Here is a 15,460-nt window from a genome sequence, read left to right as displayed (position 1 = left end):
CGAGCAGTGCCTCTTACATATCCCTTCCACCTTCGGAAGCCAAGCTAAAAGTTTGATTGCAGGGCGATGCGGGCGTAGAGAACCATCAGCGTGACACCAGGGCAGAAGGGTTTGATGCCGCCATGCGGAAGCAGTTTCTCCGGGCGCTCGGCCGCGCCGCATTTATCATCGGCGTCGGCGCCGCGCCGGCCCTTGCCGAGCCCCAGCATGGCATAGCTATGTACGGCGAACCGGCGCTGCCACCCGATTTTGTGGCGCTGCCTTACGTCAATCCCGATGCCCCCAAGGGCGGCCGGATCGTCGTCGGCGAGGTCGGCAGTTTCGACAGCCTCAATCCGCACATCCTCAAGGGCGTCGTGCCCTGGCAATTGCGGTTTCTCGGCTACGAAAGCCTGATGGGCCGCAGCTACGACGAACCCTTCACGCTCTACGGTCTGCTCGCCGAATCGATAGAAGTCGCCGACGACCGCTCCTGGGTGGAGTTCACCCTGCGCGAGGAAGCGCGATTCTCCGACGGCAGCGAGGTCACCATCGAGGACGTGATGTGGTCCTACGAAACACTCGGCACGATCGGGCATCCACGCTACCTCGGCACCTGGGCGCAGGTGGAGGAGATGGAGCAGACCGGTCCCCGCTCCGTGCGCTTCACCTTCAGCACCGACAACCGCGAACTGGCGCTCCTGATCGGCATGCGCCCGATCCTCAAGCGCGCGCAGTGGGAGCAAAAGGAGTTCACCGAATCGGGGCTCGACACCATCCCCATCGGCACCGCGCCCTATGTCGTCAGCGATTTCGAGGCCGGCCGCTACGTGGAGATGACCCGCAACCCCGATTACTGGGGCAAGGACCTGCCCTTCATGCAGGGCCAGGCCAACCTCGACACCATCCGCATGGAGTTCTTCGCCGACGCCCAGGTCCTGTTCGAGGCCTTCAAGGCCGGCGCCATCACTTCCATCCGCGAGACCAACGCGGAGAAATGGGCCACGCAATACGACTTCCCCGCCGTCCAGCGCGGCGAGATCGAGCTGTCCGAGATCCCGCACCAGCGCCCCACCGGGATGACCGGCTTCGTGATGAACACCCGCCGCCCGGCCTTTTCCGACTGGCGCGTGCGCAGCGCGATGATCCATGCCTTCAACTTCGAATACATCAACGACGCGCTCACCGGCGGGCGGCAGCCGCGCATCCGCTCCTATTTCTCCAACTCGCTGCTGGCGATGGAGGACGGCCCGGCGAGCGAGGAGGTCGCCGCTCTCCTCCAGCCGCACAGCGATTCACTGGTGCCGGACGCGCTTGAGCCCTACGCCCTGCCCGAAGGCGACGGCAGTGCCAGCAACCGCGCGAACCTGCGCCAGGCCCAGGCCCTGATGCGCGAGGCCGGCTACAGTGTTGAGGCCGGCCGGATGACCACCCCCGATGGGCGCCCCTTCGGCTTCGAGATCCTGCTGCCCTCCTCCACGCCCGAGGCCGATGTGGGCGCCATCATCGACCTCTACGTCCCCGCGCTCGAGCGCATGGGCATCGATGTGACCGTCTCCCGCGTCGACAAGGCGCAATATGCGGAGCGCACGGACAGCTTCGATTTCGACATGACCTTCTACACCCGCGGCCTGTCGCTCAGCCCCGGCAACGAGCAGAAGCTGTATTGGGGGTCGGCCGCGGCCTCCTCGCAAGGCTCGCTCAACTGGATGGGCGTGCAGAGCCCGGCCATCGACGCGATGATCGACGAGATCCTGACATCGCAGAGCCGCGACGACTTCGTTACCGCAACCAAGGCGCTCGACCGGGCGCTGACCACCGGACGCTACGTGATCCCGATCTACCAGTTCCTGGAAAGCCGGATCGCCCACGACGCCGCCCTGCACTATCCCGACACGCTGCCGATCTACGGCGACTTCATCAACTTCCATCCCGACGTCTGGTGGTACGAGGCAGAGTGATCGGCCCGCTCCCCGGGGCGGCGCGCCTTTCTCCTTCTTCTCGTCGCGAAATACTCCGGGGTGAATTGGCCGCCCCGCGGCCAAGAGGGGCAGCGCCCCTCACCCTTTCGCTCGCCGGCTCAGACCAGCGAGGTCACCCAGAGGATCGTCGCGTCGTCCGCGCTGACCGAGATCACGTTGTGCCCCATGGTCGCGTCGTAATACGCGCTGTCGCCGCGCCGCATCTCGATCGGCTCGTAGAACTCCGTGTAGAGCCGGATCACCCCCGTCAGGACATAGAGGAACTCTTCCCCGTCATGGCGCACCCAGCCGTCGAACTCGTCCATCGACCGGGCGCGGACGCGGGCGCGATAGGGCAGCATCTGCTTCTTGGTGAGCGTCTCGGCCAGCAGCGCATGTTCGTAGGTCACGGTGGCCTGCGGAGTCCCGTCCCCGTCCTTGGTCACCGCCAGCCGGCCGTTCGCCTTGTCGCGCGTCGGCGGCGTGAAGAGCTGCGGCACGGAGATCTCCAGCCCCGTCGCCAGTTTCTTCAGCGCGTCGTAGGTGGGCGACATCTGACCGTTCTCGATCTTCGACAGGGTCGACCGGGCCAGCCCCGCCTGCCGCGCCGCCTGTTCCAGCGTCCAGTCGCGGGCCTTGCGCAGCTCGCGCACCCGCTCGCCAAGATTGAGCGGCTCGCCCTCTTCCGAGGGGCCGGTCTCGCGCGCGATGCGGATCAGGCTCTGGGGATCGTGACCGGACATGGCCGAAGGTCATAGGCCGCACCGGTTGCGCTTGCAAGACGGCGGCCGGGGCGGCTACGTCGCCGGCCATGGACGCGATCTTCGATTGCGGGCGCCCGGCGCCCTGCCCCGCACCCTTCAACCTGGCCGCCCACGTGCTGGGCTTCGCAGCGCCGGACCCCGACAAGATCGCCTTGGCGGTGATCGCGCCGACGGGCGCCGAGCGCTGGAGCTACGGCCGGCTCGGGGCCGCGGTGGGCGGCACGGCGGCGGGGCTCCTGCAGGCGGGGCTGGCGCCGGGCGATCGGGTTCTCCTGCGCCTCGGCAACACCGTCGCCTTTCCGCTCGCCTTTCTCGGCGCCATCGCCGCGGGGCTGGTGCCGGTGCCCACCTCGGCGCAGCTCACTGCCCCGGAGGTCGAGAAGATCGCCGCGCAGCTTGCGCCCGCCGCCATCCTGCGGGAGCCGGACGTGGCCTGCCCCGAAACCGCCCTTCCGATTTTCGGCCCCGAGGACATGCAGGTCTGGCGCGAGCTGCCGCCGGCGCCTTTCGACATGGGCGATCCGGACCGGCTCGCCTATATCGTGATGACTTCCGGCACCTCGGGTCGCCCGCGCGCCGTCGCCCATGCGCACCGCGCCGTCTGGGCCCGGCAGATGATGATGGAGGGCTGGTACGGCCTGGGTCCGTCCGACCGGCTGGCCCATGCCGGCGCGTTCAACTGGACCTTCACGCTGGGCACCGGTCTGCTCGACCCGTGGACCATGGGCGCGACCGCGCTGATCCCTGCCGCGGGCGTGACGCCGGCACAACTCCCGCTCCTCCTCGACCGCCACGAGGCCACGATTTTCGCCGCCGCGCCGGGCGTTTACCGGCAGATCCTGAAGCATGACCCGAAGCTGCCGAAGCTGCGGCACGGCCTCTCGGCAGGCGAGAAACTGGCCGAGCCGGTGCGCACCGCGTGGGAGCAAGCGACCGGCACGCCGATCTTCGAAGCCTACGGAATGTCGGAATGCTCGACATTCATCTCCGCCGCGCCCGGCGCGCCGGCGGCGCCCGGCACGCTGGGGCGGCCGCAGGTCGGCCGGCGCGTCGCGATCCTGGGCGAGGCTGGCCCGGTCAGGGCCGACGAGCCCGGCGAGATCGCGGTGGACCGGTGCGATCCGGGGCTCATGCTGGGCTATCTGGGCGACCCCGAGGCAACGGCCGAGAAGATGCAGGGCGAGTGGTTCCTCACCGGCGACCGCGGCGCAATGGCTGCGGACGGCAGCATCACCTATCTCGGCCGCATGGACGATCTGATGAATGCCGGCGGCCTGCGCGTCGCCCCGCAGGAGGTCGAGGACATCCTGCTGACCCATCCCGGGATCGACGAGGCCGGCGTGACCGACATGGAGGTCAAGCCCGGCGTGCGCGTCATCGCCGCGTTCTGGACCGGCCCCGAGGCGCTCAACGACGCCGATCTCGACGCCTGGATCGCCACCCGGCTCGCGCGCTACAAGTGCCCGCGGCTCTGGCAGCGCCTGGATAGCCTGCCGCGCAGCGCCAACGGCAAGCTCCTGCGCCGCCGCCTGCCCGAGCATCTGCCGACCGACTGATCCCGGCCACGTGCATCCCGCGCCCCCATCTGATACATCGGTGCAATCCGATACGACCTTCCTGCCGCCCCCGAAGAAGGAGAGCCCCTTGGTCAAGCTCGACATCCTGTCCGATCCGATCTGCCCCTGGTGCCTGATCGGCAAGACGCAGCTCGACCGGGCCCTGGCCGAGATCCCGGATCATCCGTTCGACATCGAATGGCACCCGTTCCAGCTCAATCCCGACATGCCCGCCGGTGGCATGGACCGGCGAGCCTATCTCGAAGACAAGTTCGGCGGCCCCGAGGGCGCAGAGAGCGCCTATGCCCCGGTCCTCGAAGCGGCAGAAGCGGCCGGGCTCGACATCGCCTTCGACCGGATCACGCGCACGCCCAACACGCTCGACGCGCACCGGCTGATCCACTGGGCAGGGATCGAGGGTCGCCAGACCGCCGCCGTCTCCGCGCTCTTCGCCGCTTATTTCGACGATGGCCGGGATATCGGCGAGCACGAGACGCTGGCCGACATCGCCGACGGGATCGGGCTCGACGCGGCGTTGATCCTGCGCCTGCTCGCCTCCGAGGCCGACCGCGAAGAAATCGCAGAACGCGACCGCGCCGCCCGGGAGATGGGCGTGACCGGGGTGCCGACCTTCATCGTCGGCGGCAAGCATGCCGTGCCCGGCGCGCAGCCGCCCGAACTCTGGGCGAAGGTCATCGCGGAGCTGAAGGCCGGCGCGGACAGCTGATCTGCCGACATGCATCACACGCATGGCTGCCATGCTATTTGGTGCGGATTGCAGCCGGCGGGTGAAGATCAACCGCTAACGCACTGGCCTGCGGGCGTGATCGCATTTCTGTGCCGTGCCGCACAGGCAGGTGATAGCGCACGCGTTTGGATACCGGGTGGTTTCTTAAAGCCGACCGGGCTATGTCCCGGGCAGCTCAACGAAAGTCCGCCCGATGTCCTCGCTTCCGATCCGCCGCTCCGAACTCGTCGCGCTTCTTGCCATGATGTTCGCGACCATCGCCTTTTCCATCGACTCGATGCTGCCGGCCCTGCCCGAGATCGCCGAGGCGATGACCCCGGACGACGTGAACCGCGCGCAGCTGATCCTGACGGTCTTCGTGCTCGGCATGGGGCTCGGGACGTTCTTCACCGGCCCGCTGTCGGACGCCTACGGTCGCAAGCCTGTGGTGCTGGGCGGGGCGATCCTCTACTGCATCGCGGCGCTGGTCGCGGCGCGCGCCCAGTCGCTCGAGGTGCTGCTGGCGGCGCGGCTGGCGCAGGGGCTTGGCGCCGCCGGACCGCGCGTGGTGGCGCTGGCGATCATCCGCGACCTCGTCTCGGGCCGCGAGATGGCGCGCATCATGTCCTTCGTGCTGATCGTCTTCACGGTGGTGCCGGCGCTGGCGCCGAGCCTCGGGGCGGTTATCATCGGCTTCGCCGGATGGCGCGGAGTCTTCATCGCCTTCGTGCTGTTCTCGGTGGTCTCGGCGGTCTGGATGATGATCCGCCTGCCCGAGACCCATCCGCCGGAGGCCCGTCGGCCCCTGCGCTTTGCCGCCATCGCCAGCGCCGCGCGCGAGATGGCCGCGCAGCCGGTGGTGCGGATCTCGATCATGGTGCAGGCGCTGACCTTCGGGATGATGTTCTCGATGCTTTCCAGCGTGCAGCCGGTCTACGACGTGACCTTCGGGCGCGGCGACGAGTTTCCGCTCTGGTTCGGGGCGGTGGCACTCTGTGCTTCCAGCGCCAGCCTTCTCAACGCCACCATCGTGGTGCGCGTCGGCATGCGGCGGATCGTGACCGCGATCCTGGCGATGCAGGTCGTGGTATCTGGCGTGATGGTCGCCATCGGCCTCGCCGGTGTGCCCGAGGCGGTCTATTTCGGCGCCTTCGTGTTCTGGCAGGGCACCGTGTTCTTCATGGCCGGGCTCTCGATCGGCAACCTCAACGCCATCGCGATGGAGCCGCTGGGCCATATCGCGGGCCTCGCAGCGAGCCTGATCGGCGCCATCGCCACGGTCGCCGCGGTGGTGCTGGCGATCCCCGTGGGGCTGATGTTCGACGGCACGCCCCTGCCGCTGGCCGCCGCGATGTGCGTCGAGGCGGTGCTCGCCCTGGGTCTGATGCTCCACATGCGGCGCATCGAGGCGCCGGTGACAGCCGCGGCCTAGGCGCCCCGGGGTGGGCAGATTGCCCACCCTGCCTGTCCCCCTGCACCATCACAGACAGGCGCCCGAAGGGCGTGCATCCTGCGCACCATTGCGGCAGACGGATCCTGTGGCGGGAAGGAATTTCGGTATACGATCGCATACACATATTTCCTTAATCGCCCACATGCGATAGAGCCACGGCAGGCGCAACCCGCAGAACGGAGCCGCAGCGATGTCCAGGATCAAGGTCGAGAACCCCATCGTCGAGATGGACGGTGACGAGATGACCCGCATCATGTGGGATTTCATCAAGGAAAAGCTGATCAAGCCTTACCTCGATATCGACCTTCTCTATTACGATCTGTCGATCCAGGAACGCGACCGCACGGACGACCGCATCACCGTGCACGCGGCCGAGAAGACGCGCGAGGTCGGCTGTGCGGTGAAATGCGCCACGATCACGCCGGACGAGGCGCGAGTCGAGGAATTCGGACTCAAGAAGATGTGGCGCTCGCCCAACGGGACGATCCGCAACATCCTCGGCGGCGTGGTCTTCCGCGCACCGATCATCTGCCGCAACGTGCCGCGGCTCGTCCCCGGCTGGACGCGCCCCATCGTCATCGGTCGCCACGCCTTCGGCGACCAGTACCGCGCCACCGACTTCCACTTTCCCGGCAAGGGCACGCTGTCGATGAAATTCGTCGGCGAGGACGGCACGGTGATCGAGAAAGAGGTCTACGATGCGCCCTCCTCGGGCGTGTTCATGGGCATGTACAACCTCGACGACTCGATCCGCGATTTCGCGCGGGCCTCATTGAACTACGGCCTCAACCTCGGCTGGCCGGTCTACCTGTCGACCAAGAACACGATCCTGAAGGCCTATGACGGCCGCTTCATGGAGATCTTCGAGGAGGTCTACGAGGCCGAGTTCCGCGAAGCCTTCGAGGCCAAGGGCATCGGCTACCAGCACCGTCTGATCGACGACATGGTCGCCTGCGCGATGAAGTGGAACGGCGGCTTCGTCTGGGCCACGAAGAACTACGACGGCGACGTGCAATCGGACACCGTCGCGCAGGGCTTCGGCTCGCTCGGGCTGATGGCCTCGCAGCTGATGACCCCCGACGGCGGAATCGTCGAGAGCGAGGCCGCCCACGGCACCGTCACCCGCCACTACCGCCAGCACCAGCGCGGCGAGGCGACCTCGACCAACTCCGTGGCGTCGATCTTCGCCTGGACCGGCGGGCTGAAGCATCGCGCCAAGCTCGACGACAATGCCGAACTGACAACCTTTGCGGACACCCTGGAGAAGGTGGTCGTGGACACGGTCGAGGCCGGCCACATGACCAAGGACCTCGCGCTGCTGGTCGGACCCGAGCAGGGCTGGCTGACCACGACCGGGTTTCTCGACAAGGTCGACGCGAACCTGGATCGCGCCCTCGGGGCGTGAGCGGCGAAAGACCCGCGGCGCAGCACCCGTCCCCCGCGCGGCGGCCGCCCGGGGCCAGCCCATTGCGCTCCCCGGGGTTCATCCGGCCCGAAACCGGCGTCGCCCCGGCCCGAGCGACCTGGCGGCGCGCGGATCGGGGCGCATGGCGGCACGCTGGGGCGGCGCCTGCCGCCGAAACGGGCAGGTGCACGGCGGGCGGTGACGTGACGCACGGTTCGGGCTTGCGTTCTCGGCAACGAGCGACAGAAGGCATGGCATGATCCTTCTCGACACCCCGCCGCCCGATCGCCACACGACCTCCGAGGACGTGCAGGGCATGCTCATCGGCTGCACGCTGGTGGCGCTGTCGATCCAGTTCCTGCGGGCCTCCGAACTGATCACCGGGCAAATCGCGGGGCTGGCGCTGGTGGTCGCCTACCCGACCGCGATCAGCTTCGGCGTCGCCTTCTTCGTGCTGAACCTGCCGTTCTACTGGCTCGCGATCCGGCAGATGGGCTGGCGCTTCACGGTGAAGAATTTCGTCGCGGTGACGACGATGTCGGCGATGGCCGACCTGATGCCGCTGGTGCTGCGGGTGGAGCCGCTGCATCCTGCCGTCGGTGCCGCGCTCTTCGGCCTCTGTGCCGGGATGGGTCTGCTGGGTCTCTTCCGCCACGGGGCGACGCTGGGCGGCGTGGGGATCGTCGCGCTCTGGCTGCAGGACACGCGCGGGGTAAAGGCCGGGCACGTGCAGCTCGGCTTCGATCTGTGTGTCTTCGCGCTCGCGCTGTTCCTGTTCCCGTGGGAGATCGTGGCCTGGTCGCTCCTCGGCGCCGTGATCCTGAACGCGATCATCACCGTCAATCACCGCCGCGACCGCTACATCGCGCGGCCCTGAACCTTGCCGTGCGCGTATCCGGGCTAGCTCCGCCTTCCACGAGGCAGAAGGAGCAGGCCGGATGGACAGACGCGACGCGCTGGTAGAGACATTCATGGACGCAGTCCGCGCAAGGAGCGGCGGCGAGCCGGAATTCCTGCAGGCTGTGGAGGAGGTCGCTCGCGACGTCCTGACCGTCGAGAAGGCGCATGCCGAGTTTGCCGCCGCGCGCGTTCTGGAGCAGCTGACCGAACCCGACCTTCTGGCCCAGTTCCGCGTGGTCTGGGAGGACGACGGCGGCGCCACCCGCATCAACCGCGGCTGGCGCGTCCAGATGTCGAACGCGATCGGCCCTTACAAGGGCGGCCTGCGCTTCCACCCGAGCGTCACGCCCTCGGTGCTGAAGTTCCTTGCCTTCGAGCAGTGCTTCAAGAACGCGCTGACCGGTCTGCCCCTGGGCGGCGCCAAGGGCGGCGCGGATTTCGACCCGTCGGGCTGTTCGGACCGGGAGATCATGCGCTTCTGCCAGGCGTTCATGGCGCATCTCGCACCCTTCATCGGCCCGGACCTCGACGTGCCGGCGGGCGACATCAATGTCGGCCAGCGCGAGATCGGCTGGCTTTTCGGCACCTACAAGCGCAAACGCGGCGTGTTCGACGGCGCGCTCACCGGCAAGGGGCCGTCCTTCGGCGGCTCTGCGCTGCGCGTGCAGGCGACCGGCTACGGGCTGATCTACTTCGTCTGCGCGATGCTGGCGCGGCGCAGCGCGGAGCTGGACGGCAAGCGCGTGGCGATCTCGGGCAAAGGCAACGTGTCGACCCACGCCGCCGAGAAGGCGATCGAGATGGGCGCGCGCGTCGTCTGCCTGTCGGACACCTCCGGCACGCTGCACGCGCCGGACGGAATGCGCCAGGACGCGGTCGAATGGGTCCGGGCGCAGAAGCGCAGCGGCGGCCAGGTCGCCGATCCGCCGGCCGCGCTGGGGCTGCAGTTCCGTGACGGCGAAGGCCCGTGGGGAATCGAAGCGGACATCGCCCTGCCCTGCGCCACGCAGAACGAGGTCGGGCCGGAGGCCGCACGCGCGATCGCCGAGTCCGGCGTCACGCTCCTGGCCGAGGGCGCGAACATGCCGCTGACCTCGGAGGCGGTGGAAATCCTCGACCGCGCCGGCATCGTACAGGCGCCCGGCAAGGCGGCCAATGCGGGCGGCGTCGCGGTCTCGGGACTGGAAATGAGCCAGAACGCTGAGGGGCGCTTCCTGTCGCGTGAGGAGGTCGACGCGGCCCTGCGCAAGATCATGGACGGCATCCACGACACGGTGATCGCCGAAGCCGAGAGCGCGGGCGACTGCCGCCGCGGCGCAAACGTGGCCGGCTACCGGCACCTGGCTCGCGCGATATCCTCCTACGGGATCGTCTGACCGGCTTTCCATCCCCACGGCACGGCGTTATGCCTCTGATGTGGGCGACCGTGGGGGCCATCCGAACGTGACCGAGGCACGCTTTCCCGATCTCGACGGTGCGGCGGTCCTCGTGACCGGCGGCGGGTCGGGCATCGGCGCAGCGCTCGTGGCCGGTTTCGCGGCGCAAGGCGCGCGGGTTTCATATCTCGACCTTGTGGCCGGCGATGCGCGCGGCGTTCCCGATGAGCCGCTGTTCATCCCTTGCGACGTCGCCGATCTTGCGGCGCTGCACGACGCCGTGGCCGCTGCGACCGACGCACACGGCCCCGCACGCATCCTCGTCAACAACGTGGCCGACGACACCCGCCACACGACGCTGGAGGTGGACGCCGTGCGCTGGGATGCCGCCATGGCGGTCAACCTGAGGTCGTATTTCTTTGCCTCCCAGGCCGTCATACCCGCCATGCGCGAGGCGGGCGGCGGCTCCATCGTCAATCTCAGCTCGATCAGCTACGTCATGGGTCAAGCGGGCTATCCGCTCTATACTGCGGCGAATGCGGGCATCACGTCGCTCACACGGTCGCTGGCGCGGGAATTCGGGGCGGACGGTATCCGCGCGAACGCCCTCGGCCCCGGCTGGGTTATGACCGAGCGGCAGCGGGCGCTCTGGGCCACCGAGGAGGCCGTCGCCGCGCATCTGGAGCGGCAATGCCTGAAACGCACGCTGGCACCCGCGGACATGGTCGGGCCGGCGCTGTTCCTGGCGAGCGCGGCGAGCGGAGCGATGACCGGACAATTCATGGCCGTCGACGGCGGCGTTGTGACGACGGGTTAGTACGGAGAGAGTGATGGTCTGGATCGCGGCGGATTGGGGCACGACGCATCTGCGCCTGTGGGTGATGGACGGCGACGCGGTCCTGCGTCGGATGGAAACCGACGAGGGCATGGGCCGCCTGCAACCGGAGGATTACGAACCGACGCTGCTCGGTCTTCTCCGCGACCACATCCCGGTGGCCCAGGCGACTGAAGTGCTGGCGGCCGGCATGGTCGGCGCGCGCCAGGGCTGGATCGAAGCGCCCTACACCACCATTCCAGCGCCGCCACCGTCGGTCGCCGCGGCCGTTCGGCCCGAGACCCGCGATTCGCGGCTGGCCGTGCATGTCCTGCCGGGGATGCGGCAGGACGATCCGCCCGACGTGATGCGCGGCGAAGAGGTGCAGATCGCCGGCCTGATGGCGACGGAGCCCGATTTCGAGGGGATCGTCTGCCTTCCGGGGACGCACACGAAATGGGTCGAACTGCGCGGTGGCGAGGTGGTCCGGTTCCGCACCTTCATGACCGGGGAACTCTTCACCCTGTTGTCCGACCAGTCGGTCCTGCGGCTCAGCGTCGGGGCCGAGGGATGGGACGACGCGGCCTTCCGCGACGGCGTGCAGCGCGGGCTCGCCCGGCCGGATTCGCTGCCAGCCGGCCTGTTTTCGCTGCGCGCCGAGGCGCTTCTGCGCGATCTGTCGCCCGAGGCGTCGCGGGCGCGGCTGTCGGGCCTGCTGATCGGAACCGAGCTGTCGGCGGCCCGGGACATCTGGCAGGATCGTCCGCTGCGCATTGTCGGCGTGGCCGCCCTGTCCTCCGCCTACCAGACCGCCCTGTCGATGCAGGGTGCCGTGGCGGCGACACCGGATCTTGACGAGGTCACGCTTGCAGGCTTCCGGGCCGCGCACAAGGCGCTGGCGACCGTCGAATGACCCGAGGGAGAGCGTGATGGCACAGATCGTCGGAGAGACCGCGGGCGGACGCCCGATCCACGAGGTGAGGCTGTCGAACGGCACGCTGTCGGTGCGGCTCCTGAGCTACGGCGCCACCGTGCGCGACCTGCGACTCTCCGGAGTCGGACATCCGCTGGTGCTCGGCTATGACGATGTGGCCGATTATGCGCGCGAAGTGCCCTACATGGGCGCCATCGTCGGGCGCGTGGCCAACCGGATCGGCGACGGCACCGCCGAGATTGCCGGGGAGACCTGCCGCTTCGACCTCAACGAGGGCGCGATGCAGACGCTGCACGGCGGCAAGGACGGCACCGGCCGCCGCCTCTGGCGGATCGAGGAAGAGAGCGACACGCACGTCGTCTTTGCCGATACCCTTCCGGACGGGCATATGGGCTTTCCCGGCACGCTCGACGTGCGGGTGCGCTACGCGCTCGACGGCGGCACGCTGGAGATCGAAATCAGCGCGGAGACGGATGCGCCGACGCTCTGCAACTTCGCCTCGCATTGCTACTTCAACCTGTCGGGACAGCAGAGCATCGACGATCACCTGCTGACCATCGACGCGGACCGGTTCCAGGACATCGACGCGCGCAAGATACCGCTCGGCCCGCCGGTGCCTGTGGAGGGCACGTCTTTCGATCTGCGCACCCCCGCTGTGCCGCCCTGGGGGGTGGACCACAATTTCTGCCTGGCGGACACGCGACGCGCCCCGCGCGAGGTGCTGCGCCTCGCCGCCGGCGGCGTGGAGATGCGCATCGCCACCTCGGAACCCGGACTCCAGGTCTACGACGGCGGCGGCATCGAGGTGGCGCAGGGGCTCGGGATCGAGGGACGCGCCTACGGTCCGCGCGCGGGCCTCGCGCTCGAGCCTCAGGCCTGGGTGGACGCGGCCAACCAGGGGATGCGCGTGCAGGTCGATCTCTTTCCCGGGGAGACATACCGCGCCCTGTCGCGTTTTGCCTTCGCGCGCGCCGGCTGAGGCGTGGACAGCACGGGCCGGCTCTGGCATCTCTGGACAGGCCGAGACCCGGAGAGTGCGCCGTCCGTGACCAATACCCTTGCCATCGTCCTCGGTCTCGCCATCCTGGGGGCGATCGTAGGCGACGTCACGCTCTGGGACGGCCAGCACCTGACCTTCCTGGGCCGCAAGGGGCTGGACCTGCTGGAGTGGATGGCGTTCTGGCGTTGACCGGCGGGCCGGCGGGTCCACCTTGACATGCGAGGCGGGCTTTGCTCGTTAGCGATAACGGAAAAACCACCGGATCCGGAGGGACTGACGTCATGACCATCAAGGTAGCCATCAACGGCTTCGGCCGAATCGGGCGCAACGTGTTGCGCAGCATCGTGGAATCGGGCCGCACCGACATCGAGGTCGTGGCGATCAACGATCTCGGCCCGGTCGAGACCAACGCCCACCTGCTGCAATACGACAGCGTGCACGGCCGCTTTCCGGTCGAGGTGACCGTCGGCGAGGACACGATCGATGTCGGCCGCGGCCCGATGCAGGTCACTGCGATTCGCGATCCCAAGGAGCTGCCCTGGGGCGGCGTCGACGTGGCGCTGGAATGCACCGGCCTGTTCACCTCGAAGGACAAGGCGGCCGCGCATCTGGAGAACGGCTCCACCCGCGTCCTGATCTCCGCGCCGGGCGCGGACGCCGACAAGACCGTCGTCTACGGCGTCAACCACGAGAGCCTGACCGCCGGCGACAAGGTGGTCTCGAACGCCTCATGCACGACCAACTGCCTCGCCCCGGTGGCGAAGGTTCTGCAGGACGCGGTGGGCATCAAGCGCGGTTTCATGACCACGATCCATTCCTATACCGGAGACCAGCCGACGCTGGACACGATGCACAAGGACCTCTACCGCGCGCGCGCCGCGGCGCTGTCGATGATCCCGACCTCGACCGGCGCGGCGAAGGCCGTGGGCCTGGTTCTGCCCGACCTCAACGGCAAGCTCGACGGCGTGGCGATCCGGGTGCCGACGCCGAACGTGTCGGTGGTCGACTTCACCTTCGAGGCGGGCAAGGATACCTCCGCCGAAGAGATCAACGAGGCGATCAGGGCCGCCGCGGCGGAAGGTCCTCTCAAGGGCATCCTCGGAGTGACCGACCACAAGCTGGTCAGCCAGGATTTCAACCACGATTCGCGCTCGTCGATCTTCGCGACCGACCAGACCAAGGTGATGGACGGCAATTTCGTGCGCGTGCTGTCGTGGTACGACAACGAGTGGGGCTTCTCGAGCCGGATGTCGGACACCGCCGTGGCGATGGGCAAGCTCGGCTGAGATCGGGCGGGGCCTTTGCGCCTGGCGTGCCGGCGTCCGGCGCCAGGCCCCGCGCGGCGGAGCGAGGGGCCAGCCCCTCGCGCTCCCCGGGATATTTATGGGCAGATGAAGACCGGGGGCAACCTGCGCAGGTGTGCCGCCCCCGGCGTCCTTGGGCCGGGCCGCATCACTCGTAGCCGAACGCGCCCCGCGCATCGCCGTAGCCGTCCGGCGCCTCTGGAAGGATCCTGGTCTCGACCGGCGGCGGGGCGCGGAACGGCGCCTCGAGCGAGAGGCCGGCGCGAGTCTCCGCCGCCAGCGTGGCGGTGAAGTCGGCGCGCGGCGTGTCCGGGCGCGCGGCCGGCCGCTTTTCGAGTCCCTGGACCGAGTCGGCCGCAGGTGCGGCAATCAGGCGGGATCCGTCCATCGCATGTCTCCTTCAAGGCGGGCGCGCGGGTCGGCGCGCGATGCAGGCGGCGCGCGGGGCGGCGCGCGACATGCCGGCAGCCTAGCTGATTGGGATTGAGACACGGTTAACCGGAACGGTTTGCATCTCGCGCATGGCGGCCTTCGGGTGTCCGACGTTGCGCTGCGCCGCAGCATCGCCCATGTCGGGCCTGTACCGCAGACACCGAAAGGAAAGGGGACCGCAATGTCCAGCGCCCTGCACGGATTCACAACCCGCCTCGGCAAGCGTGCTGCCTATCGCCGCACTCTCCGCGAGCTGCGCGCCCTGCCGCTCGACACGCGGCTCGACCTCGACATCGCGGGCGCGGAAAAGAGCGTCGCCCGCCGAGCGGTCTATGGCTGAGCCTCGAAGCGCCGCACCAGAGCTTCCTTCACCGGCGGCGTGACGAAGGTGGTCACGTCGCCGCCGAGGCGCGCGATCTCTTTCACCAGCTTCGACGCGATTGCCTGGTGTCGCGCCTCGGCCATGAGGAACACCGTCTCGATCGACGAATCGAGCGCCCGGTTCATGCCGACCATCTGGAACTCGTACTCGAAGTCGGCCACAGCGCGCAGACCGCGGACGATGACCTGCGCACCGACGTCGCGGGCGCAGTCGATCAGCAGGTTCTCGAACGGATGAACGACGATCTCCGCCCCGGTCTCGACGCTGAGCGTCTTGCACTCGGCCTCGATCATCGCGACCCGGGTCTCCAGATCGAAGAGCGGCCCCTTGTCGCGGTTGATCGCGACGCCGATCACCAGCCGGTCGACGAGCACCGCCGCGCGCCGGATGATGTCGATATGCCCCAGCGTGATCGGGTCGAATGTACCGGGATAGAGTCCGGTTCGCATCGGCGCCTCCCTCTTGGCCGTCGG

General features: G+C 68.5%; 17 protein-coding genes. 13 read left to right on the top strand and 4 right to left on the bottom strand.

Annotated elements, in window-relative coordinates; all coding sequences use genetic code 11:
• Window positions 1-44: 44 nt before the first annotated feature.
• A complete protein-coding gene (locus tag F3H57_RS22475; protein WP_223162986.1) occupies window positions 45-209 on the bottom strand; it encodes a hypothetical protein in 165 nt (54 codons plus the stop codon).
• 9 nt (window positions 210-218) lie between these two features.
• Here F3H57_RS22475 and F3H57_RS06250 point away from each other — a divergent pair, with 9 nt between their 5' ends.
• Window positions 219-1,940, top strand: a complete 1,722-nt coding sequence (locus tag F3H57_RS06250; RefSeq protein WP_223162985.1) for an extracellular solute-binding protein — start codon at window positions 219-221, stop codon at window positions 1,938-1,940.
• 119 nt (window positions 1,941-2,059) lie between these two features.
• Here the strand turns inward: F3H57_RS06250 and F3H57_RS06245 are convergent, their stop codons facing one another.
• On the bottom strand, window positions 2,060-2,683 hold the full coding sequence (locus tag F3H57_RS06245; RefSeq protein ID WP_149755037.1) for a helix-turn-helix domain-containing protein: 624 nt from the start codon (window positions 2,681-2,683) through the stop codon (window positions 2,060-2,062).
• Between the two features lie 68 nt (window positions 2,684-2,751).
• On the opposite strand from F3H57_RS06245, the gene F3H57_RS06240 reads away from it, so the two are divergent.
• The 11 genes from F3H57_RS06240 to gap all read left to right on the top strand — a co-directional run bounded on the left by F3H57_RS06240 (window position 2,752) and on the right by gap (window position 14,155).
• Window positions 2,752-4,260, top strand: coding sequence for a class I adenylate-forming enzyme family protein (locus F3H57_RS06240; protein ID WP_149755036.1), 1,509 nt, complete (start codon window positions 2,752-2,754; stop codon window positions 4,258-4,260).
• Window positions 4,261-4,348: 88 nt separating this feature from the next.
• Entirely contained in the window at window positions 4,349-4,987 is a 639-nt protein-coding gene (locus F3H57_RS06235; protein WP_149755035.1) for a DsbA family oxidoreductase, read from the top strand.
• A gap of 214 nt (window positions 4,988-5,201) precedes the next feature.
• On the top strand, window positions 5,202-6,419 hold the full coding sequence (locus tag F3H57_RS06230) for a multidrug effflux MFS transporter (protein ID WP_149755034.1): 1,218 nt from the start codon (window positions 5,202-5,204) through the stop codon (window positions 6,417-6,419).
• A gap of 211 nt (window positions 6,420-6,630) precedes the next feature.
• Window positions 6,631-7,845 carry an NADP-dependent isocitrate dehydrogenase gene (locus tag F3H57_RS06225; RefSeq protein WP_149755033.1) on the top strand — a complete coding sequence of 405 codons (1,215 nt, stop codon included), beginning with the start codon at window positions 6,631-6,633 and terminating at the stop codon, window positions 7,843-7,845.
• A gap of 256 nt (window positions 7,846-8,101) precedes the next feature.
• The gene (locus tag F3H57_RS06220) at window positions 8,102-8,722 is read left to right on the top strand and encodes a YitT family protein (RefSeq protein ID WP_149755032.1); all 621 of its coding nucleotides are present in this window, start codon (window positions 8,102-8,104) and stop codon (window positions 8,720-8,722) included.
• A 61-nt stretch (window positions 8,723-8,783) separates the two neighbouring features.
• Window positions 8,784-10,121, top strand: coding sequence for an NADP-specific glutamate dehydrogenase (gene gdhA / locus F3H57_RS06215; protein WP_149755031.1), 1,338 nt, complete (start codon window positions 8,784-8,786; stop codon window positions 10,119-10,121).
• Between the two features lie 67 nt (window positions 10,122-10,188).
• Window positions 10,189-10,938, top strand: coding sequence for an SDR family NAD(P)-dependent oxidoreductase (locus tag F3H57_RS06210; protein ID WP_149755030.1), 750 nt, complete (start codon window positions 10,189-10,191; stop codon window positions 10,936-10,938).
• 13 nt (window positions 10,939-10,951) lie between these two features.
• The gene (locus F3H57_RS06205; protein ID WP_149755029.1) at window positions 10,952-11,848 is read left to right on the top strand and encodes a 2-dehydro-3-deoxygalactonokinase; all 897 of its coding nucleotides are present in this window, start codon (window positions 10,952-10,954) and stop codon (window positions 11,846-11,848) included.
• Window positions 11,849-11,864: 16 nt separating this feature from the next.
• Window positions 11,865-12,848, top strand: coding sequence for an aldose epimerase family protein (locus F3H57_RS06200; RefSeq protein WP_149755028.1), 984 nt, complete (start codon window positions 11,865-11,867; stop codon window positions 12,846-12,848).
• Between the two features lie 66 nt (window positions 12,849-12,914).
• Window positions 12,915-13,058: a hypothetical protein gene (locus tag F3H57_RS22110; protein WP_188129617.1), complete on the top strand. Its 144-nt coding sequence runs from the start codon at window positions 12,915-12,917 to the stop codon at window positions 13,056-13,058.
• Window positions 13,059-13,150: 92 nt separating this feature from the next.
• A complete protein-coding gene (gene gap / locus F3H57_RS06195; RefSeq protein ID WP_149755027.1) occupies window positions 13,151-14,155 on the top strand; it encodes a type I glyceraldehyde-3-phosphate dehydrogenase in 1,005 nt (334 codons plus the stop codon).
• A gap of 166 nt (window positions 14,156-14,321) precedes the next feature.
• Here the strand turns inward: gap and F3H57_RS06190 are convergent, their stop codons facing one another.
• Window positions 14,322-14,561 carry a hypothetical protein gene (locus F3H57_RS06190; protein WP_149755026.1) on the bottom strand — a complete coding sequence of 80 codons (240 nt, stop codon included), beginning with the start codon at window positions 14,559-14,561 and terminating at the stop codon, window positions 14,322-14,324.
• Window positions 14,562-14,786: 225 nt separating this feature from the next.
• Here F3H57_RS06190 and F3H57_RS22105 point away from each other — a divergent pair, with 225 nt between their 5' ends.
• A complete protein-coding gene (locus tag F3H57_RS22105) occupies window positions 14,787-14,945 on the top strand; it encodes a hypothetical protein (RefSeq protein WP_188129616.1) in 159 nt (52 codons plus the stop codon).
• Here the strand turns inward: F3H57_RS22105 and coaD are convergent.
• The gene (coaD, locus tag F3H57_RS06185) at window positions 14,936-15,436 is read right to left on the bottom strand and encodes a pantetheine-phosphate adenylyltransferase (RefSeq protein WP_149755025.1); all 501 of its coding nucleotides are present in this window, start codon (window positions 15,434-15,436) and stop codon (window positions 14,936-14,938) included. The genes F3H57_RS22105 and coaD overlap by 10 nt on opposite strands.
• Between the last annotated feature and the right edge of the window lie 24 nt (window positions 15,437-15,460).

The organism is Roseivivax sediminis, assembly GCF_900112685.1.
GTDB classification, from domain to species: domain Bacteria; phylum Pseudomonadota; class Alphaproteobacteria; order Rhodobacterales; family Rhodobacteraceae; genus Roseivivax; species Roseivivax sediminis.
This window is presented reverse-complemented; position numbering and strand designations above follow the sequence as displayed.